We start from the raw sequence: 23,724 nt of genomic DNA, 5'->3' as shown, positions 1-23,724 counted from the left end.
TTCCCTCACCTTTTTTATTGGAACGACACCGATGACTGCTCGCGCAGCGAACGCGGGCGCATGTCGATCCAGTGCTCGTTGATGTAATCCAGACAGACCTGGCGTTCGCCGCGCATCCCCGCCTCGCTCCAGCCGCTGGCCATCGGCTTGCCCGCCGGCCACAGGGAATACTGGCCCTGAGCGTTGATCACCACATCGAATTGCAGTTGTGCGTCATTCATGTCGTTCTCCTGTTGAACGGGATTGCAGTGTGGCCAGACTTCGCTCGAGCCCGGTGGCGAGATGGTTGAATACGGCATGTCGCTGTTCGTCGTTCTGCGTGCAGGCCCCGACGTAAACCCGTACGGATGCCGCGCAAATCTGCGCGCAGGTGTCTGCGTCGTCGTCCGCGAAGGCCCGGGCCGACACTTCGGCGTTGGCGCTGGCATGCGCGTGGGCAAACGCGGTGGCGGCGGCCTCGGTATTCAGTTGCGCGTAGTACTCGGCGAACGCCTCGGCATCGCCGAAGTGCTCGGCAATCATGGCGCTGTTGGCCGGCGCGAGGCCGTAGGTCAGCGCACTGGCGTGGGCCTTGGCGTAAGCAGCGTCGTAGGCGTAGGCCTTGCGATACAGCGCCAGCAACACCGGTTTGAGCGTGGCTCGCCATTCGCCCTGACGCCCGATCACGCCGAGCGCCGCCCGCTGATGCAGGCTTTGCAACGCGAGCAGCGCCTGCTGATGTTCCGGCACGGCTTCGCCGAGCATCGGCATGACCACGTCGGCCTGCCAGAAATGAAACAGCCGCAACGGCACGGCACCCTCGCCATTGTCTATCCGCTTGCGCAGGTCGTCGGCCTGTCCGGTCTCGCACAGTACTTGCACTAAATTCAGTAGCCATCGCGGCATCGAGATCGGTTCATTCATGGCGCCGGCTCATCCGTACCGATCACCTCGGCCAGCAACCGCGCCCAGCGGCCCGCCACGATGCCGTAATGATCAGTGTCCAGGGTTTGCCAGCTGCGCAACTGCGGCAGCAAGGCCTGCCAGTTGCGTTGCAGGTCGTCCGGGTTCCAGTCGTTACCCAGCCCGTAAGGATTGGCGTGCCCGGCGATGAACAGCCGCACCGCCGTGGTCGCCAGCGCCGGTGGCTGGAAGTCGATCATGCTGGTCATGTTGTTGCGGCAGCACACCGTCAACCGTTGCAGATAGGCCTGACGTTCCTCGACCATGCCCTGCCCTTCGACCGCCGGCCAGCGCTGGGCAAATTCGCGCTGGAACACCTGCTCGATGGTCTGCTCGTCGATGCCGGCCAGTTCCACACCGGCATCGGGCGCGGGTGGGTCGATCAGGTACAACAACGGCTGCCTGAACCCGTCAGCCCGGGCCTGATGACACAGCGCCTGCGCCACCCATGCACCAAACGACCAGCCTGCAAGACGCCAAGTGCAGCCGTGCGGAAGGTGGATTTTGATCGCCTCCAGATACCAGCGTGCACGCTCCTCCACGCTGATGTTCGGCAACTGCGGCAGGCGCAGCGCCGGGTCGGCGATCACGCACACGCCCAGTTCCGCCGGCAGCGCCGACACCAGTTCCCGATAAGCCTGAACATCGCCGCCCACCGGGTGGATCAGGTACAGCCAGTCGCGGCCGGCACCGGCATGCCATTGATCGATCCGCACTGCGTCGTGCCAGCCCTGCAGTGTTACGCCGGGAGCCTCTTCAACCGTAGCGGTCGAGACCAGCCCCAGCACCTCGCTCAGGCTGACCTTGTGGCTGAATTGCGACAGCTGGAACACCTCACCGGTGGCCGCTTGCAGTTCGTCGATCAGGTCGAGCAGCGTCAGCGAATCAGCGCCCAGGTCGTACAGCGAATCGTCATCTTCCAGCTCGGCCACACCGAGCCACTTGCACAGGCACTCACGCAAGCGCACCGACAGATCCACGCCCTTCGGCGCCTCGACCGGGGTGGCCACAGCACCGTGACGAACCGGATAAAACCGCCGCGCCGTGTCGATGCCGGTGGTGGAGATCAGCAGCTGCGGCAACTGCGTCGCCATCGCCAGATCGAACACCCGACAGCCTTCTTCGGCCGACAAACCGACCGTCAGATGCTCCAGATGCGCGGCGTCTCCACCGTTGCTGGTGGTGGCCATGCCGATGTCGCGCCAGATGTCCCAGTTGATCCCCAGACGCAGGCAAGCGTCGGCCGGGTTCGAGCGATAGTGAGTGAAGCCGTCGAGCACCCCGCTGGCCGCCGCGTAATCCAGATGCCCAGCGCCGCCGAACAGCGCCGACATCGACGAGCAGTACAGGACAAAACCCGGCTTCAGGTGCTCGATCAACGCCTCGACCGCCAGCATGCCGCGAGTCTTGGCGGCCATGGCCTCGGCCATTTCCCGGGCATCACGGTGGCGAATCAGGCTACCCGCACCGACGCCTGCCGCATGAATCACCCCGCTCAGGCGACCGTAGCGAACGGCCAGTTGATCGAGGATCTGCGGCCAGCGTGGCAGGTCGGCGATGTCCGCTTTGATGCAGTCGATCCGCGAAGCGTACGCCGCCAGCGACTCAGGCAATTGCCCTTGGCGCGAGATCAGCACCACACGGCGCGCGGGTGCCCGTAGCAGGTGTTCGCACAAGGTCCGACCGATGCCGCCGCTGCCGCCCAGCACGAGGAATGTTCCATCTTCCGGTAAAAGTGACGTCGTTGCCGGGCCGGTCAATGGCTGAGGCATCAAGCGTGGCTGCCAGAGGTAACCGTCGCGCACCGCCATTCGCCGAGGCAACGAAACCGGATCGGCAAGCAACGCTGCCAACTCGCCGGCCTGCGCTTCGAGACGTGGCGACGGCCAGTCCAGCCAGTGGCAACGCACCGGGTATTCCTGCGGCACCACTTCGGTGATGCCGGCCAGCGCTGCCAATTCGGGACGCTGAACCTCGCCGTCCACCGGACACGCCTGCCATGACATCAACCACAAGCGCAGACGTGTCGTGCGCGGGGTTTGCCCCCAGGCCTGCATCAGCGCACTGACCGTGTCCAGGCAAGCCCACTGCGCCAGATCCAGCGATTGCTCGTTGACCGCGCCCGACACCGCCAGCGGCAAGGCATGCAGCCAGTCGAGTTCGCCGAGTTCAGGCTCTGCAACCTCGGTGAGCAAACGGTGCAGGGCTTCGGTGTCCAGCGGATCAAGCTCGAAACGGTCCGAGCTCAGGCGCTTGAAGCCATTGCCCGCGCGCACTTGAATCACGCGTCGATAGACAGTGTTCAGGCTCGCCAGCAAGGTCGATTCCGGCGCCTCATGGCTGCACAGAATCAGCACCTCACGGGATCCGGCCGTCGCTGTCGCGCTCAGGCGTCGGGTGCGCACCCACTGCCGCTGGTGGAACCAGTCCGCCAGCGGTTGCCGCGCAAGGGCTGGCGCTTCAGGTTCAGCAGCTACAGGCGTCTGGAAACGATACGGCTGAAGATCGAACGACGACGGCGGCAAATCCCAGGGCGGCGGTGCCGAGCGCTGCGACCACTGGATATTCGCGCCTTCGTACCAAGCGTCCAGCAGTTCCTGCGGCGATTGATCTCGGGCGATCACCTGCGCGCTTGAGACCGTGACTTCCTTGATCGCTGTCGGCTGCAATGGAATGGCCTCACCCGTCCCACAAACCATTGCGAAGCGCCAGCGCAACTGCCGGCGACCTGACTGCAAGTGCCGCAGCAACGCAGTCTGCTGTTCCGGGTTCGCATGCAGATATTCGCGAATCACCGCGATATCGCGCAGCAACTCCGCCCGGCTGTGAGCCGAAATCATCAGCAGCGGCAACGTTTCCTCGACACTTTCCTGCGCCGTGGGCGCAGCACCGACGATGACATGCGCATTGGTCCCGCCAATCCCGAAACTGCTGACACCGGCCAGTCGCCGACGCCCTTGCGGCCATGGCCGGGACGTGGTCGGCACGTAGAACGGTGAATGTTCCAGATCGATCTGCGGGTTGATCCGGCCAAAACCGAGGTTCGGCGGCAGCACGCCATGGAACACCGCAAGGCTGGCGCGAATCAGCCCGACCACCCCCGCCGCCGCGCCCAAATGACCGATCTGGCTTTTCACCGAAGCCAGCGCGCAATGACCGACCGGCGCATCGCCGAAAGCCTTGGTCAACGCCGCAACCTCGATCGGATCGCCGAGCAAGGTGCCGGTGCCATGGGCCTCGATGTAGCCGATGTCGGCACCGGTCAACCCGGCCCGACTCAGGGCATCGCGGATGACCGCGCTCTGCCCGGCCACCGACGGTGCGGTGTAACTCATCTTGGCCCGGCCATCGTTGTTCAACGCCGAGCCCTCGACCAACGCATAGATCCGGTCACCATCGGCCCGCGCCTTGGCCAACGGTTTGAGCACCACCACGCCGTAACCACTGGCGCCGAGGGTGCCGCTGGCATCGTCGCTGAACGGACGGCACAGACCGTCGGCGGAAAAGATGTGCTGCGAGCGATGCCGGTAGCCCTCGGTCAGGGTCGGGTCGATCAGCACTCCGGCCGCGAGCATCACGTCACTGTCGCCCTGACGCAGCATCGAACTGGCCAGGTGCACGGCGATCAGCGAACTGCCGCAAGCGGCCTGCACGCTGAGGGCCGGGCCGTTGAGGTCCAGGTGATACGCGGCTTTGGTCGCCAGAAAATCCTTGTCGTGATGCAGCGCCAGTTGAAAACCATCCGGCAGATCGTCTTCGGCGGTTTCGCGTAGCATCTGCTGAAAGTAGGTGGTTTCGCCGCAACTGGCGATCAGGCCGATGCGCGGGCCGCCGGTCGAAGGGACGATGGCCGCGTGTTGCAGGGCCTGCACGCACGCCATCAGCAAATGCCGCTGTTGCGGGTCCATCAGCCGCGCTTCCTGGCGGCTGATCCCGAAGTACTCGGGATCGAAATCGAGCATGCCGGCCAGTTGACTGCGGGCGCCGACCAGGCCCTCTTCGGCGACAAAGTGCTCGATGCCCAACCCATTGCCTTGCACCATGGCCCAGAACTCGGAAAGGTTCTGCGCCCCGGCCACATTGACCGACATGCCGATGATCGCCATCGGCTGATGACCCTCATCGGTCTGCCGTACACGCTCCGCCACGTCCACCGGCGCGGTCGACAGATGCGCTGCCAGCCGCCGCACCGTGACGTGCTCGAACAGATCGGCCATCGTCACCTTGTGCGACAGCTCTTCGGCGTAACGGCCATGCAATCGCATCAGGCCGAGGCTGGTGGCGCCGGCCTCGAAGAAGGTCTGCTCCGGCTCGATGTCCCGGCCGATCACGGCCTGGAACAACTCGCTCAGTTGCCGTTCCAGTGCGGTCAATTGAACAACCGGTGCTGGCGTGCTGCGCCGTTCCAACGCCTCGCCCACATTCGGCAAGGCCTTGCGATCGATCTTGCCGCTGGGGGTGCGTGGCCAGCGGTCGATCCGTCGGTATTCATCGATTCGCACATGGGCCGGCAGCCGCTGCGCGACCTGACGATCCAATTGTTGCGAGGTCGCAGGTTGGCCATCGAGTTGCAACCAGGCGATCAGCCGTGGTGGATCGGCCTGCACCGCCACCACCGCGTTGACCACTTCCGGCACCTGCATCAGCGCCGCCTCGATCTGCCCCAGTTCCAGACGATGGCCGCTGAGTTTGATCTGTTGATCGTCACGTCCCAGGTAAAGCAGGCAGCCCTGGGCATCGGCCCACGCCAGATCGCCGGTGCGATAGTACAAACAGCCGTCTGCCAGCTCGACAAACCGCGCGGCGTTCAGCGCAGAATCTGCCAGATAGCAGCGGGCAACCATCGGCCCGGCTACCAACAGATAACCACGACTGCCGATCGGCACCGGGCGGTCGTGCTCATCCACCAGCAGCAACCGGGCATTGCCGACGGCATGGCCGATCGGCGCGCGCAATGGCCAGTCCCGCGCCACGGACGGCAGGCGCAAGGCGCTGACCACGTGGGTTTCGGTCGGGCCGTAGTGGTTGAACAGCGAGGCGTGCGGCATGCCGCCGAACCAGTTGCGCAGCGCGTCGGTGCAGAGCAGTTGCTCGCCGGCCGTGATCACTTCACGCAACGCCGACGGGTAAATGCCCCGGTTCAAGGCGGTTTGCGCCAGATGCTGCAAGGCCACGTATGGCAGGAACAGGCGCTCGATCCGCGCCTCGACCATGTAATCCAGCAACGCCTCGGCATCCTGACGCCAGCGCGGAGTGATCAGGTGATAACAACCGCCGCCGCACAGGGTGCTGAAAATCTCCTGGAACGACACATCGAACGACAGCATCGAGAACTGCAGGGTCACCGCTTTCGCCGGCAACTGCCCTTCGGTGCGCTGCCATTGCAGCAGGTTGCACAGGGTGCGCTCGGACACTTGCACACCTTTGGGCGTGCCGGTGGATCCGGAGGTGAACAGCGTGTACAGCGGCCGCTCGCCGGCGTGGCGCGGACGCTCGAACGCTTCGGCATCGGCGTGAAGATCGATCCGATGCGTGGCGAATCGCCCGGCGTTCAGGTCGTCGAGTGCGGCCGCCGTCGTGTCGCTGAACAGCACACAGTGCGGTTGCGCCTGCTCCAGCACCTGACGCTGGATCGCCACCGGATAAGCAGGATCCAGCGGCACGGCGGTCAGGTTGAGTTTGGCCAGCGCCAGCAAGGCGACGATGTGCTCCACCGAGGCATCGAGAAACAGCACGACATGCAACGGCGCGTTCCCGGCCGGCAACGGATGGCGCCCGATCAGGGTGGCCGCCAGAGCATCAGCCAGCGCATTCAGCTCGCTGTAGGTGAGACGGTGCTGCCCCTGAACCAGCGCAATCGCCTCCGGCGTGCAATGCACTTGATGCTCGAATCCGTCCGCCAATGTGTTGAACGGCAGCGCAATCTGCGGGCCCTCGCTGGCCGGTGGCAGGTTGCGTCGATACGGACTGAGCAAATCGTTGAGATTGGCCGCCGGTGTTTCCAGCAACAAATCCAGACCACGGCGGAACAATGCGTTCACCGCCCGCATCTGTTCGGCATCGAAATAGCTGCACTGATATTCCCACCAGCATTCCAGTTGCGAACCGCTGCCCACCATCAACAACGTCAGCGGGCACTTGGCGTGCAATTGCTGGTTGAATGCCAGCGTGGCGCGCAGGTTCGAGTCGGCCAACGCGGCGTAATCGGTGTTTTCCAGCACGAACATGAAATCGAACAGCAAGGGGCTCGACGACAGCCGCAGGTCTTCCACCAGATCCGCCAGCGCCACGTCCTGCAACGCCAGCACTTCGCGCACAGTGGCGGTCTGCTTGCGCAACTGCTCACTCAGGGGCAATGGGTTTTCAACGGCGGTGGGGATCAGCACGGTGTTGGCAAACATGCCGACGGTGTCTTCGAACTCCGCCAGCGGCCGGTTGGACACCGGGCTGGCGATCCGTGGCCGCTCGCACCCGGTCAGGGCGTACAGGCTCCAGGCGAAGACACTGAACAGCACTTCGAAACGGGTCAGCCGTTGTTGGGTGCAATAGCGTTCAAGGGCAGCGCTACGGAGAGTGCCCAAGGGTTCGCGGTGCAACCGGGCGTCCGGGCTGATTTCGCGCATTGGCATCAATGCAGGCGATGGTTCCTCCTGACGGCGGTGCAATTCGGCGAGGGCGCGGCGCTGGTCGCGATAATGCGGATCGACGCTCCACTGGCGCTGCCACTGGCCAAACTCCAGCGTCGTCAATCGGGCGTCTGGCGGCGGGCTGTCTTCGCCTTGCAGGACATCGGTGTAAAGCTGCGTCAGGTTCTCGAACAGCAGGTTCACCGACCAGCCATCGACGATGATGTGATGCAGGTTCAGCAACAACCGGCAGCTGCCATCGGCGAACGGCAACAGCCAGGCCTGAAACAGGTTCGGGGTGGTCAGGTCGAACGGCGCGGTGAAGACCAGCTCGGCGAAGGCCTGCCAGTTGTCCTCGGTGAAATGCCCGACCGCGAAGGTGCGACAGGTCGGGCCCTGCTCGGCGATTACTTGATCGAGTCCGTCGGCACCCGCCGCGAATGCAGTGCGCAATCCCGGATGACGCTGCACCAGACGCCCCAAAGCCTCGGCCAGTGCCGCAACTTCGACACCTGCCGCCAGATGCAGAATCAGCGGCACGCTGTAGGCGGTCGAGGTCGGCGAGCGTTGTTGCAACAGCCACAAACGGCGCTGCTCTGCGGTGGCCGGCAGACGTTTGGCGCTGCTGATCGGAGGCGCAGGTGGGTAGATCGACTCGCGGTTCGTTTCACCGGTCAGTTGTGCGGCCAACGACAAGAACGACTCGTTGAGCAACGTGTCGATCGCGATCTCGCGCTGCCAGCGGACACGGATCGCCGAACGCAGGCGCATGGCCTTGAGCGAATCGCCGCCGCTGGCCAACCAGTCATCCTGCGCATTCACGGCCGGTTGACCGAGCAGCGAACGGGCCTGGCTCAGTAACCAGTCCAGCGCCGGTGAAACGCTTTCGTTATCCGTAGCTGCCAGGACTGGGTGCCACGGACTCAGCCCTTGGGCCAGCAAGCCATCACGGTCGATTTTGCCATTGGCCGTCAGCGGCAGGCGCTCCAGCAGGAACAACTGATGCGGCCGCATATACGGCGCCAGTTGTGCCCGCAGATGGTTTTCGAAGGCGTGATAGTCCAGATCCCCGCGAGGCACGATGAACGCCAGCAACTGATGATCTTCAGCCGCCTGCCGCCGGGTGCAGACGTACACCTGCGCCACACCCGGATACTCCAGCATCCGTTGCTCCACCTCACCCGGCTCGATCCGGAAGCCGCGAATCTTCACTTGCCGGTCGACCCGCCCCAGGTACTCGATCAAGCCTTCGGCGTTGCGCCGGACCAGATCGCCGGTGCGGTAATGCACCTGCGCGCCACTATCGAGGTGGGGCAAACGCACGAACTGGCGGGCGGTTTCTTCGGGCCGGTTGCGATAGCCACGGGCGACGCCGCTGCCACTCAAATACAGCTCGCCCACCTCGCCCGGCGGCACTGGCCGTTGCTGTTCATCCAGCACCAACACGCCAGTGTCCGGCAACGGTCGGCCAATGGGCGCCGAGTCGCCGGCAAAGTCGCGGCTGATCGGCCAGCACAAGGCAAACGTGGTGCACTCGGTGGGGCCATAGACGTTAAAAATCCGGCAGCGGCTCTCAGGATTGTCCCGATACCAACCACGAACAGCGGCGGCACTGATCTGCTCACCGCCAATCAGCACCTGACGCACGCTGGAAAAACACGACGGCCACTCGGCAATCAACGTGTTGAACAGCGACACCGTCATGAACAGGTTGTCGACCTGCGTCCGCTCCAGCACCTCGGCCAGTCGACGCGCATCCAGCACGTCATCGTCGGCGATCATCACGCAGCAACCGCCGTTGAGCAGCGGCGCCCACAGTTCGAAACTGCACGCATCGAACGCCGGGTTGGACAGGCAGGCAAACCGGTCCGTCGGGCGAATCTCGATATAGCCGTCGCTGTGCGCCAGCCGCAGCAAGCCGCGCTCGCCCACCTCGACGGCTTTTGGCGTGCCGGTGGTGCCCGAGGTGTAGAACAGGAACATCACCTCGGCGAAATCTTCGGCCAGCGTTTGCGCTGGAGCGTCCGGCTGATCGAGCAAGGCCTCGACGTTGGTTTGCCACAGTGAAGGCGACCACAGCGGTTCCTCGTCCAGAGTAATCAGGCCGACACACGCCGCATCCGCCAACATCAACTCTCGACGTTTGCGCGGGCTGGCCCGATCCAGCGGCACCACCACCGCACCGACTTTCAGCGCGCCAAGGATCGCCGCCAGCCATTGCCATGAACGCGGCATGCACAACGCCAGCGACTGGCCGGGTTCGACACCGCGCGCCAGCAACCCTCGGGCAATGCGTTCGCTGGCGCTGGCCAGTTCGGCGTAAGTCAGCGTAACCGACTGATCGATCACCGCCGGGGCTTGCGGATTACGCGCCACTTGCTCGGCAAAACGCGCAAGCAATGGCAAGTCTTTGGACGCACTCATCATTTCGCCTCCTGCGCGTCGAAGCGTTGCAGCTCCCGACGGATGATTTGCGAGACCCGGTGGATTTCCGCGCTTTCGAGCATGTCCCAGTGCCCGCCGCTGACCAGTTTCGCCAGATAACCGCGGCCTGCGCGGCGACGCCAGAAGCCACGCAATTCATGCAACTGATGGCGGCTGAAATCTTCCCGCGCCTGAATCAGCACCACGCGGCCGGCGCGCGGCGTGCACTCATAGGCGGCCATGGCCAGCCGGTTGTGGTTGTAGATGTTGAAGTAGCGTTCGACCTGGGCGTCTTCGATGCCGGGGTACATGCCGTTGAAACGCACCAGTTTGTCGCGGAACTCGGCCATGTCGACGGTGCCGATCTGCTCGCGGAAACCCGGGTCGTCGCTGCCCTGGGTGTCGAGCAGCACCACCGTCACCTGACGATGCCCCGCCGCCGTCAACCGCCGCGCCATCTCATAGGCCACCAGACCACCGAACGACAGCCCGGTGAGGATCAGCGGTTGCTGCGTCAGCGGCTCGATCTGGCGCAAGTAAGCCTCGGCCATCGCTTCGACCGTCGGCTCGGTGCTCTCCCCCGGATTCAGCCCCGGCGATTGCACCCCGTACACGCCGGTTTCATCCGGCAGCACCTTGGCCAGCGACAGGTAACAGAACGCCGTGCCGCCCGCCGGGTGAATGCACACCACGTTGTGCCGGCCGCTACCGCGACGGAATTCGATCAGGTTGCTCTGGGCCAGCGCCGGATTCGCCCCGACCCGCAGCCAGCCACCCAGCGCCTCGATGGTCGGGTAGCTGAGCACCACGCGCACCGGCACTTCGACCGCGAACTGCTGGCTGATTTCATGGGCCATTTTGATCGCGGCGATGGAGGTGCCGCCGACATTGAAGAAGTTGTCGCGAATGCCGATCTGCGGCGCCAGCAACAGGCTTTTCCAGATCTGGTACAGCGCCAGCTCGATGTGATCGCGCGGGCTGCTCAGGTTGACCTGACGATTGACCAATTCCTCGTCCGCCAATGCCGTCAGCGCGGCGCGATCAACCTTGCCATTGGCGGTCAGAGGCAGCGCGTCGAGCCACAGATAGCTGCCGGGGATTACGGCTCTGGGCAGGGTTGTCGCCAGATGGGCGTGCACCGCTGCTTCGTCCACGGGCTCTGCCACCACGCAACAAGCTACCAGCCGCTGGTCCTGCGCCGCTTCGCCGACCATAAACACCACGGCGCTGCGGATACCGGCAAACGCTTCGAGCCGGGCCTCGATTTCGCCCAGTTCCAGGCGCACGCCACGCAACTTGACCTGGAAATCATTGCGCCCGAGAAATTCCAGCTGACCGTCCGGGCGATAACGCGCCAGATCGCCGCTGCGATAGAGCCGATCACCTGCCACAAATGGGTTGTCGATAAAGCGCTCGGCACTGAGCTGCGCCAGCCCCAGATAACCCCGGGCCACGCCGACGCCGCCAATGTGCAGATGCCCGGTCACGCCAACCGGCACCGGCTGGTCGCGGTCATCAAGCACGTAAAAACGATTGTTGGAGATTGGCCGGCCGATCGGCAGTTGCCGGGCCGGCACTTCGGCACCGGGCTCCAGGGTCCAGATGCTGTTGATCACCGTGGTTTCGGTCGGGCCGTAAACGTTGTGCAGCCGTGCATGGGGCAGACGCTCCTGAAAGCGCCGCGCCAGGGCTGGCGGCAGTTCACCGCCGCCGCTGAACACATCGGTCAGCGACGTACACTGGCTGACCTCGTCAACCTCCAGAAACAGCTGCAACATCGCCGGCACGAACACCAGCGCCGTGACCTCCTGCTCGCGTACCTCGCGGGCCAGATACGCCGGTTCGTAATGCCCGCCGGACCGCGCGATCACCAGCCGACCGCCGGTTGCCAACGGCCAGAAGGTCTCCCACGCCGAGGCATCGAAACCGAACGGGATCTTGTGCAGCATCGCCCCCGCTTCGCCGCAGACCTGCAAACACCACAGCAGCAGATTGCTCAAGCCACGGTGGGCGACCATCGCGCCCTTGGGCAAACCGGTGGTGCCCGAGGTGTAGATCACGTAGGCGAGATGGTCAGGGGTGACGCCGACATTGCGTGGGTCGAGATTGTCGGCAGGCAACGACGCCCAGCTCGCGGCATCTTGTTCAAGGTCGAGGATTGGCACTTCCCAGTTCGACCCTTGCACGGCCTGACGCAAAATTCCGTGCGCCGAACCGAGGGTCAGCAGCACCGCCGGCGTGCTGTCGCCGAGCATATGGCTCAGGCGTCCCAGCGGATAATCCGGATCCAACGGCACGTAGGCGCCACCGGCCTTGAGCACCGCCAGCAGCGCCACCGGCAATTCCAGCGAACGCTCGATGCACACCGCCACGCGCACATCCGGGCCGACGCCCAAGGTGCGCAAATGCCGCGCCAGTCGGTTGGCCAGGGCATTGAGTTCGGCGTAGCTCAGGGATTCACCCTCGAACACCACCGCGCAGGCCTGAGGGTTGCTCGCGGCCTGCGCTTCAACCAGTTGATGCACGCAGGGCGCCGTTTGCGTCAGTGGCGCGGCGCGGTTGAAGTCCACAAGCACTTGCTGACGCTCAGCCTCATTCATCAGCGGCAAGGCATTGATCGGTTGCTTGGCGTCGGCGGCGATCTGTTCGAGCAGGTGACGGTAGTGCCCGCTCAGGCGTTCGATGGTTGCGATGTCGTAGAGGTCGGTGTTGTATTCCACCAGCAAGTCCAGCCGCCCTTCCCGCTCGACCCATTCGAACGCCAGATCGAACTTGGCTGTGGCGCTGCTGGTGCCGTACGGCGCCAGTTCCAGGCCAGGCATCTGCACCGCGTTACCTGGCGTGTTCTGCAACACGAGCATCACCTGAAACAACGGCGAATGACCGGGATCGCGCTGCGGGTTGACGGCCTCCACCACGCGGTCGAACGGCACGTCCTGATGGGCGTGGACGTCGAGCATCTGACCCCGCACCTCGCGCAGCAGCTCGGCGAAGGTTTGCTGCGGATTCAGGCGCTGACGCAGCACCAAGGTGTTAACGAAATGGCCGATCAGCGGCTCGACTTCCGGACGATTACGGTTGGCGAACGGCGTGCCGATGCACAGATCCTGCTGACCGCTGTGGCGCCACAACAACACAGCCAAAGCACCGAGCAGTACGTTGAACAGCGTGCCTTGGGTCTGCCGGGCCAGCGCCGTGAGTTCACGCAAGGTGCCGCCATCGACGGAGGAACTGAACGTGGCCCCGACATAGCGCTGCACCAACGGACGCGGCCGGTCGGCGGGCAAGGTCGACAACAGCGGCGCGTCGTCCAGGGTGCGCCGCCAGTGATCGAGCTGTGCGTCCAGCACGGCGCCGCCCACTCGCTGTTGCTGCCAGCAGGCGTAGTCGGCGTATTGCACCGGCAGCGGCGCAAGCGTCGGGGTTTCGCCACGCAGATAATCGCCGTACGACGTGGCGACTTCGTGCAGGATCACGCCCATCGACCAGCCGTCGGCGATGATGTGATGCACGCTGTACAGCCACAGGTATTCATCGTCGGCCACGCGCAGTAACGACGCCCGCAGCAACGGCCCGCTCGCCAGATCGAATGGCGCCCGGGCGTCCTGCTCGACGGCGGATCGCACGTGCTGCTCGCGGTCTTCGGCAGACAAATGGCGCAGATCCGTTACCGACAACGACAGCGGCATCGATGCATGAACAACTTGACGCGGTTCACCGTCCACGCTGCAAAACGTCGTGCGCAGGACTTCGTGCCGGGCCACCAATTCGTTCAGCGCCCGCTCCAGCTGCGCGACATCCAACTGCCCTTTCAGTGTTACCGCCGTCGGCACGTTGTAGAACGGGTTGCCGGGTTCCAGTTGATCGAGAAACCACAGTTGCCGCTGCGAGAACGACAATGGCCAGGACGCGTGCGCGCCGGCACGGCGGGGAATCGCCGCGTCATCGTGCCCGCCGAGCAAGGCGATCAGTTCCTGTTTGTGACGCTTGAGCGCCTGGGTCAGCTCTTCGGTGAGAAACCCGCGCGGCGCCTTGCAGCGCAGCCTGTCACCGTCCACTTCGAGCACCACGCCATGGCGAGCGAACAACGCCAGCAATTGATCGGCATTCATACTTCGAACTCCTCCATGTCTTCGTCGTCCAGGCTGGCGGTCGCAGGCTCGATGGCAAACGCCTCGACCGGCGCGCGGTGTTGTTCATCGGCTGTGCGCAGCCCGCCGATCATCGAGTAGATCAATTCATGGCTTGGCCCCAGATCGAACAGCGTCGTCAGTTGCTGTTCCTCGACCGAGCCGATGCCGCACAGGCCCAGGCCGTGCTCGACGGCGGTCATGCTCAGCAACTGGGCCATCGCCCCGCTTTCGATGTGGCAGAAGTCGCGGCTGCGCTCGCCATACAGCGGGCGAATCGCGGCCATGTCGGCGATGAAGAACAGCGAGAACGCGGCGTTCTCGTACACCGGTCGGTTGACGAAATAGTCGTAGGTGTCCGGGTCGAGCGCTCCGCTCTGGAGCGCCAGCAAACGATGCTGGCGGGGATCGTAGTAATACGCGCCACCGGGCACGCCGAGCACGCGATCCGGCTTGACGTAGAGGTACACCTGAATCGGGTAAAGGCCACCCGCCGACGGGAACTGGTATTTCACTTCGCCGTCGAGTTGCCCCTGGGCCAGCGCTGCCAGTACGTGCGCGAAGGCCTGAGTGGCGATCGGTTGCAGATCGTATTGACGCACCGAGCGGTAATCGCTCAAACGTCGGGCGAAGGCCGGGTCTTGCGGCAGATCCAATGCCACTGCCGGCAAGGCTTGAGCGAAGTCGCGGCGCCCACGCTGTTCGGCTTTGAACTGCGCCCGCTGCTGTGGATCCTCGATGATGTCCTGCACGGGCTCCGGCGCCTGCTGCACGTTGCCGAGCAGATCCTGACGCGCCCGGTTCTGGCGGTACATGCCGAGCAGGTGCAGCAACGTCGGCTGGGCCAGCAGTTGTGCCACGTGCGGGCGGAACTGCAACGCGCCGGACAACGCGTTGCTGATCCGGACGATATCGATCGATGTTGCGCCGAGGTTCAGCAGGTTGGCGTTGGCGGCGATGGATTCGCGCTTGAGCACGTCCTGCACGATTTCCACCAGCCGCTGTTCCTGCGGGCCGTCGACTTCCAGCGCCGGCCCTTGCTCTTCGATTTGCTCTGGTTCCGGCAGGCGTTTCTTGTCGACCTTGCCGTTGGACGACAACGGCCAGGCCTCGACGAAAGTGAACGTGGCCGGAATCATGTAGGCCGGCAGTTTGTCGCTCAGGTAGGCGCTGAAATCGCTGGCCTGCAACGCCGGATCGGCCTTGAGCACGTAGCCCGCCAGACGCTTCTCGCCCAGCGTGCTGCCAAGAATCCGCACCACCGCGCTCTGCACGCCGGGATGGCGATTGAGCGCGGCTTCGATCTCACCCAGCTCGATGCGATAACCCTGGACCTTGACCTGATTGTCTTCGCGACCGAGGAATTCGATGTTGCCGTCCGGCAGCAATCGGCCCAGGTCACCGGTGCGATAAAGCCGTTCGCCGGTCACTGGGTGATCGAAGAAACTGCCCGCGCTGAGTTTTTCATCGCGCCAGTAACCTTTCGCCAGACCGATGCCGCCGATGTACAGCTGCCCCGCGACCCAGGTCGGGCGCACTTGCAGCGCTTCGTCCAGCACATAGAAGCGCTGATGATCGAGGGCCTTGCCGTAGGGAATGCTGCGCCAGGCCGGGTCGACGTGCTGTACCGCGTAACAGATCGACCAGATCGACGCTTCGGTGGCACCGCCCAGGCTGATCAACTGCAACTGCGGCTGCAAAGCCCAGGCCCGCTCAGGCAAGGTCAGGGGAATCCAGTCGCCGGACAGCATCGCCACCCGCAGGCTGGCAGGCAACGCGCCGCCCTCACCCTCCACGTATTCGACCAGCATGCCGAGCAGCGCCGGCACCGAGTTCCACAGGCTGACGTGATGACGCTTGATCAATTCGAGCCAGTGCGCCGGATCGAGGGTCAGTTGCGGGTCGAGGATGACCACCGCCGCGCCCACGGCCAACGTGCCGAAGAAGTCATAGACCGACAGGTCGAAGCTCAGCGACGAGATCGCCAATACACGGTCGTTCGGGCCGACGGCAAAGCGCCGGTTGATGTCGAGCAAGGTGTTGACCGCGCCGCGATGGTCGATCACCACGCCTTTCGGCTGACCGGTGGAGCCGGAGGTGTAGATCACGTAAGCGAGGTCGCTTTCGTCCACCTGCACCGGTTGCAGTGGCAGTTCATCGTTCGAGACTTCATCGGTGACCGCGATGGCCGTGACCTGCGCCGGCCATTCGATCCTGTCGAGCAGCGCCGGTTGGGTCAGGGCCAGACTCGCCTCGGCCCGCTCCAGAATATGCCGCAGCCGTTCCGCCGGTTGCGTCGGCTCGATCGGCAGGTAAGCGCCGCCGGCATACAGAATCGCCAGCGTTGCGACCACTTGTTCCCAGCCGCGCTCCATCACTACCGCCACCAAGCGGTTCGGCAGCACGCCCTGTGTTTGCAATCGGGCGCCGAGTTGTCGGGCCTCAAAGCGAAGCTGGGCGTACGTCAGCTGTCGCGTGCCGATCACCGCCAGTGCGTCCGGTGTGGCAAGGGCCTGACGTTCGAACAGTTCGTGCATCAATGGCAGCGTTTGCTGATGGTCGACCGGTGCCGGCAAGCGTGCCTGCGGCAGCAGTTGTGGCGTGTTTGCGCTCCAGGCCGCCGGCTCGCAGAGGCTGTCGAGCAGGGTGTTATAGGCGACGAACATCTGCTCGATCATGCCTTGCGGGAACAGTTCGTCGATGCTGTCCCAGTTGAACAACAGGCGTCCTTCCAGCTCCAGCAACGTGTGGTCGAGCCACACTTGCGGGGTCTGGGTGATGCTGTGCATGTGCCTGGCGTTCAACGCGTCGGCGAGGTTGAACTCGGCCAACTCCGGCGCCGCTTCCGACAGTGTGCTATTGAACACGATCGGCATCGCCGTCTGCTGCACGCCCCGGGCCTGGGACAATTCACGCAGCACCCGCACGCCGCTGACCACCGAATGGTCGATGTCGCGCCACAGTTGCGCCTGCACGGCGCGGGCCTTGTCGGTAAAGGTTTGTGTTCCGTCAATGCCGACTTCCAGCAGCACCAGCGAAGTGAAATCGCCGATGATTTCGTCGACATCGGTGTGCAGCGGCATACGGTTGAACAGCGGCAGGCTCAGGGTGAAACGCGGCGTGCGGCTCCACAGCGCCAGCACTTCGCTGAACGCGGTAAGCAGCATCACCGACGGCGTCACCGCAAACTGTTTGGCCACGGCTTTGAGCTGCGTCCACTGCGCCGCCGACATGTCGCGGTCGCGGCGGGTGAAGTGCGGGTTGGCGATGCTTTCGGGCTGGCGTACCAGCGGCAGGTCCGGCGCAGGGGCCAGTGTGGTCACCCGTTCACGCCAATAGCCCAGCGCTTGCTCGTAGCGGCGGCCATTACGCAGTTGCTGTTCAGCCAGCACATAGTCGCGGAAAGTCAGGCCCGGTTCCGCCAGTTCCAGGTTCGGATCGACGTAGAACGCCATCAGTTCGCGGGCGAGAATCTGCGTGCTCGCGGCGTCGACGATCAGCGCGTCGAGGCTGATGTGCAAATGGGTGATGCCGTCATCGAGTAGCGACAGGCTGAACTCGAACAGCGGCCAGCGACTGGCGTCCAGCACCTGATGGGACTGGCGTTCGCGGGTCGCTTCCAGCGTGCGCTGCGCCACATCGGCGGGCAAACCGCGCAGATCGCTGCGCGGCATGCGATAGGTCGGCACCTGCGCCAGCACCTGTTGCGTGCCGTCGCTGAGGAACACCACGCGCAGCATGTCGTGGCGCAGGATCATGCGGTTCAAGGCTTGTTCGAAACGCTCGGCGTCGAACTCGGGAATGCGCAGTTCTTCGTAACCGTGGGCACTGACGCCACCGAGGCTGACCGTGGCCTCGCGACCGAACCAGTAGGCTTGCTGGATATCGGTCAGAGGGAACGGTTCATGTCGATTGTCGCGATCCGGTTCGATCTGAATGAACGCCGGTTCAACGCTTTGCTCTTCACGCGACACCTGCGCCGCCAGATCCAGCAACACCGGGGTCTGGAACAGGCTGCTCAGGGACAGTTGCGCGCCCATGCGCTGGTTGATCGCGTAGATCATCCGCGTCGCCAGCAGCGAGTGGCCGCCGAGGTCGAAGAAGTTGTCGTGGATGCCGACCCGCTCGCACTTGAGCACTTCGGCCCAGATCTCGGCCATTTGCCGTTCAATGTCGTTGCGCGGCGCTTCGTAAGTCGCGCCGGCGCTGCGTTCCGGTGCCGGCAGCGCCTGGCGGTCGATCTTGCCGTTGCGGGTCAGCGGCAATTGCGACAGGCGAACCCAGGCACTCGGGATCATGTGTTCGGGCAACTGGCGTTGCAGTTCGGCGCGCAAGAATTCGCTGGTCGCGGAGCCGACCACGTAGGCCACCAGACGCTTGTCCCCGGCCACGTCTTCACGCAGCAACACGGCGGCTTCCTGCACACCGGGTTGTTGATGCAGCAGGCTGTCGATCTCACCGAGTTCGATGCGGAAGCCGCGCAGTTTCACCTGTTGGTCGATGCGTCCCAGGTATTGCACGTTGCCGTCGGCCAGGAATGTCGCGAGGTCGCCGCTGCGGTACATCCGCGCGCCCGGCTCGCCACTGAACGGGTCCGGCAGGAAGCGTTCAGCGGTCAGGTCCGGACGGTTCAGATACCCTCGGGCCAGGCAGGCGCCGGCGATGTACAACTCGCCCGCCACGCCGACCGGGACCGGATTCAAATGCTCGTCCAGCACGTACAGCCGCGCGTTGGCGATGGGACGGCCAATGGGCGGCGCGTCCGGCCAGGATTCGGCCTCATTGCAGTCGAGGCTGAACTGGCTGACCACGTGGGTTTCGGTCGGCCCGTACTGGTTGTGCAGTTGCGCGCCACCGAGTCCGCGAACAAAACCGCGCAGCTCGTCATTGATTTGCAGGGCTTCACCGGCGGTGATGATTTCGCAGCCGCCGGCCGGCATCGGCGCACCGGCCTCGGTCAGGCCGGCGAGTTGCTGCAACACGGCGAACGGCAGGAACGCCCGCTGCACGCCTTCGGCCACCAGAGTCGGGCGCAGCGCGGCGAGGTCCTTGCGGCTGTCTTCGGTCATCAGCAACAGGCTGCCGCCCTGGCACAGCGTGCTGCAGATTTCCTGGAACGAGACGTCGAAGTTCAGCGAGGCGAATTGCAGCACGCGTTGCGGTGCCGTGGCTTGATCAAGCTGCCAGGCGATCAGGTTGTCCAGCGCACGACGGTTGTGGGCCACGCCTTTCGGGCGTCCGGTGGAGCCGGAGGTGTAGAGCACGTAGCCGAGGTTTTCCGGGCTCACATTGACGTGCGGATCATCCGTCGGGTGTTGCGCCCATTGCGCTGCGTCGGTGTCCAGGCAGCAGATCTTCGCCTCGTTGGCCGGCAGCCCGGACACCAGGCTCGATTGCGTCAGCAGCAAGGTCGGCGCGGCATCGCTGAACATGAACGCCAGCCGCTCGCTCGGATAAGCCGGGTCGAACGGTACGTACGCCGCGCCGGCCTTGAGGATCGCCAGCAGGCCGATGACCATTTGCGGCGAGCGCTCCAGGCACAAACCAATGCGATGATCAGGGCCTACGCCTTGCTCAATCAGGTAATGCGCAACGCGGTTGGCGGCGCGATTCAGTTCGCCGTAGCTCAGTTGCTCACGGTCAGCGAGCAGCGCTACGGCGTCGGGCGTTTGCCGGGCGACGGTTTCGAAGCGCGCCACGCAACCGGGCAGTGACGTGGTATCTCGCGCGGTACGGTTCCAGTCATGAACGATCTGCTGGAGTTGCTCGGCGTTCAGCAGCTGGATCCTTGCCAGCGACTGTTGGCTGTCCTCGACCATCTGCGTCAGCACCCGGCGCAGGTACTCGCCGAACTGCTCGACGGTGTCGCGCTCGAACAAGCCCGAGGCATATTCCAGACCGCCGACGATCTGCCCGTCACGCTCACTGAGCGCCAGTTGCAGATCGAACTTGGCCACGTGATGACTGCTCTCGACCGTCGTAACGTCCAGCCCGGTCAGCAGCAGGTCGGAATCCTGATCCTGTTCCCAGGCAAACAACACCTGAAACAGCGGACTGTGGGCCAGACTGCGCGGCGGATTGAGCAATTCCACCACTTGCTCGAACGGCAGATCCTGATGTTCCTGAGCCTCCAGCGCCACTCGCCGCGCCTGTTGCAGCCATTGCGCCACCGACGGCGTCCCGGACTGAGTCATGCGCAGCGCGAGGGTGTTGACGAAGAAACCGATCAGCCCTTCCAGTTCCTGCTGCGGGCGGTTGGCCGATGGCACGCCGATCACCACATCGCTTTGCCCCGACAGGCGCGACAGCAGCAGTGAAAAACCGGCCAGCAGAGTCATGAACAGCGTGGTGCCTTGCTGCATGCCCAGGGCTTTCAGGCGTGCGGTCAAAGCGGCGTCGAAGACCAACGGAACAAAGCCGCCGAGGTAATCCTGCACGGGCGGGCGCTTGTGATCGGTCGGCAACTCCAGCAGCACCGGCGCGCCGCTGAGGGTTTCGCGCCAGTAACGGCTCTGCTGCTCCAGCACGTCGCCGGACAGCCATTGCTTTTGCCACACGGCGTAATCCACGTACTGCACCGGCAAGGGCGTCAGCGGATCGTCGCGATCCAGCAACGCCGCTGCGTACAGCTGCCCCAGCTCGCGGGTGAGCACGCCCATCGACCAGCCGTCAGAGATGATGTGATGCTGGGTCAGCAGCAACAGATGGTCATCCGCCGCCAGTCGCAGCAGGCTGACCCGCATCAACGGGCCGCGGCTCAGGTCGAACGGTCTGGCGCCCTCCTCGTCGATCAAGCGGGTCAGACGCTCTTGCGCATCGTGCCCCTGCACGTCAGTCACCGTCAGCCGGATGCTGTGCGCCGGCGGCGAAACCCGTTGTCGCCCTTCCCCTTCAACGGCAATGAACGTGGTGCGCAGCGCAGCATGGCGCGCCACCAGCTGATTGAAGCTGCGTTCGAGTGCCGGCACGTCCAGCGAACCGCGCAAACGCAGGTTAAGCGGCATGTGGTACGCCGCGTTGCCACCCTCCATTTGCGCCAGAAACCACAGGCGCTGCTGAGCAGACGACAACGTTTGCGCGCCCGTGCGTTCAAGGGCCGTGATGGCCGGGCGAGCCGTAGCCTGACTGGCTTGCAGCCGTTCGGCGAACTCCGCCAGAACCGGCGCGGCAAACAGGGTCGAAGGCGCGACTTCCAGCTCCAGCGCATGACGAACCTGCGCCAGCACGCGCATCACCAGCAGCGAGTGACCGCCGAGGGCGAAGAACTGATCCTGGCGCCCCACCCGCTCGATGCCGAGCACGTCGGCCCAAATCGCGGCGAGCGCGGTTTCCAGCGAGCCTTCGGGTGCCTGGTATTCCTGCTGATCGAACGCCTCGACGTCCGGTGCCGGCAGATTTGGCCGGTCAACCTTGCCGTTGGCGGTCAGCGGCAGTGCATCGAGACGCACGAAAGCGGTCGGCACCATGTAGTCCGGCAGGCTGATTTGCAGTTGTTCGCGCAGTAAGCGCGGGCTCAGCGTTGAGTCTGGTTTTTCGCAGTAGTAGGCGACCAATCGCGGTTCACCGGGACTGTCCTGGCGCAGCAGCACCACGCTTTCCCGCACGCCCGGGATGTCCGCCAGCCGGGTTTCGATTTCCCCCAGTTCCAGACGCAGGCCGCGCAACTTGGCCTGGGAATCGTTGCGGCCGAGAAATTCCAGTTGGCCGTCGGCCCGGTAACGCGCCAGGTCACCGGTGCGGTAAAGGCGTTCGCCCGCCACGAACGGGCTGTCGAGGAAACGTTCGGCGGTCAGTTGCGGAAGGTTCAGATAACCGCGCGCCACACCAACGCCACCGATGTACAACTCACCCGCGACACCCTCGGCAACTGGTGCGCCGTCAACGTCGAGCAGGTAAATCCGGGTATTGGGCAGTGCCCGGCCAATGGGCAGCACCGCGTCGATCTGGCTGCTGTCGGTGAACTCGAAACAGGTGCTGTCGATGCTCGCTTCGGTCACGCCATAAGCCTGGACGATCTGCACGCGATCACCGCACAGCCTGCGCAATTGCCGCGCGCTGTGGGCGGTCCAGATGTCCGAGCCGCAGACCACGGTGCGCAGGAACGACAGGTCATGGCCGCTCTCTTCGACCCACGCCAACAGCGGATTGAGCAGCGCCGGGACGAAGTCGGCAAAGCCGATACGCGCGTCACGCATCAGGCGATACAGGGCCGGCGGGTCCATCAGAGTGTCCCGTGGGCAGAGCACCAGCGTGCCGCCAAAACCCAGTGCACGGATCAGGTCGGCGCTGAACACGTCGAAGGAAAAACCGGCCATTTGCAGGTGGTTGATCGGCTCGCCCAATCCATAGAGCTGCTCCCAATCGGCGCTCACGGCGACCAGTCCGCGATGCTCGACCATCACGCCTTTCGGGGTGCCGGTGGAGCCGGAGGTGTAGATCACGTAAGCCAGGTGCCGGGGTGTCAGGCCGATTGAGTGAGGATCGAGGTTGTCTGCCGGGAGCGAAGCCCAATCACTGGCGTCGGCCAGATCCAGCACCGTCGGTGCAGTCGCCGACTGTTCGAGCACCGCCCGCAAAACATCGCGCGCCTGGCCGTGGGTCAGCACCACCGGCGGTGCGCTGTCGGCCAGCATGTGCGCCAGCCGCGCCTGCGGATAGGCCGGGTCCAGCGGCACATAGGCGCCGCCGGCCTTGAGTACCGCAAGTACGCCGACCAACATCTCCAGCGAACGCTCCAGACACAGCCCGACCCGCACGTCCGGCTCGACCCCGAGGTTGCGCAGGTGATGGGCCAGCCGGTTGGCGCGGGTGTTCAGTTCACGATAACTGAGCGCCTCCTGCTGCCAGCGCGCGGCGATCGCCTCGGGGTTGCGCAGCACCTGCGTTTCAAACAGACCGTGCACGCACAGGTCAGCATCGAACGGTTTCAAGGAGCAAACGTCGGGCTGCGCGGGATTCGTCCCACGCAAGGAAGTGTTATCGAGCATCGGAGGCTACCGTCCATGACTACATTATTTTTGTGATCAGGCCGGGACAGAAATGCCCCGCCAGTCAGGCCCCGGCATCAGATGCCGGCACGGTCATTCGAATTCAGGAGGATGGCGCGGCGCGCGCGTGCAGACTCGCGTTGAACGCGGGCACACGCAGAAATTCTGGGGGAGACAGGCTGGAGAAAAACGCCGCCGCGCGGTCGGCGCAGGCAACTGGAAAGTGGGCCGGATCATTGGCGACATCCGTCGCACCGTTCATTGCATCGTCGATTGCAAACCGCGTGACCAATTGAAACCTCGACTTCCATTTGAGGGTCAACGACGAGGAACAACCTGCGCGGGGATGACAGCGCCAGGGTGGTCCCGATCGGCTGCGACTGCCGGGTCTGTAGACGCACGGCAATCTTCTGGCGCCGGGTTTGTGACCCGAAGCGCCGGCGGATAATAACCACGTTTTTTGTTAGGGAGGCAAACAAAATGTAGGAAATTTGCGAAATAAATATCGGACGTTTCCTACCTGATTGTGACGATGGCAAAGGGACAGGGATGTCAAAAATGCTCCTACACCGCCCCGCCGTTTCTTCCAGGCAGAGGGCATGAAAAAACCGCGCA

At 64.3% G+C, this 23,724-nt stretch carries 5 protein-coding genes; all 5 read right to left on the bottom strand.

The features are described 5' to 3' along the window. Positions 1–14 precede the first annotated feature (14 nt). From ABFB52_RS12835 to ABFB52_RS12815, 5 genes are read right to left on the bottom strand one after another with little or no spacing between them, the layout of a single operon-like run. Entirely contained in the window at positions 15–221 is a 207-nt protein-coding gene (locus ABFB52_RS12835; protein WP_011333696.1) for an MbtH family NRPS accessory protein, read from the bottom strand. Continuing rightward, complete coding sequence (locus tag ABFB52_RS12830; RefSeq protein ID WP_240864907.1) at positions 214–903, bottom strand: hypothetical protein; 690 nt, start codon at positions 901–903, stop codon at positions 214–216. The genes ABFB52_RS12835 and ABFB52_RS12830 overlap by 8 nt, the downstream gene beginning before the upstream one ends. Next, on the bottom strand, positions 900–9,995 hold the full coding sequence (locus tag ABFB52_RS12825) for an amino acid adenylation domain-containing protein (RefSeq protein WP_346836133.1): 9,096 nt from the start codon (positions 9,993–9,995) through the stop codon (positions 900–902). The genes ABFB52_RS12830 and ABFB52_RS12825 overlap by 4 nt, the downstream gene beginning before the upstream one ends. Next, a complete protein-coding gene (locus tag ABFB52_RS12820) occupies positions 9,992–14,104 on the bottom strand; it encodes a non-ribosomal peptide synthetase (protein WP_129973862.1) in 4,113 nt (1,370 codons plus the stop codon). Before ABFB52_RS12820 ends, ABFB52_RS12825 begins: the two co-directional genes overlap by 4 nt. Next, positions 14,101–23,109, bottom strand: coding sequence for a non-ribosomal peptide synthetase (locus tag ABFB52_RS12815; protein WP_129973861.1), 9,009 nt, complete (start codon positions 23,107–23,109; stop codon positions 14,101–14,103). The genes ABFB52_RS12820 and ABFB52_RS12815 overlap by 4 nt, the downstream gene beginning before the upstream one ends. Positions 23,110–23,724: the final 615 nt, after the last annotated feature.

The sequence above is a fragment of the Pseudomonas sp. 9.2(2024) genome (assembly GCF_039695385.1).
In the GTDB taxonomy this organism is placed as follows: Bacteria; Pseudomonadota; Gammaproteobacteria; order Pseudomonadales; family Pseudomonadaceae; genus Aquipseudomonas; species Aquipseudomonas paraglycinae.
This window is presented reverse-complemented; position numbering and strand designations above follow the sequence as displayed.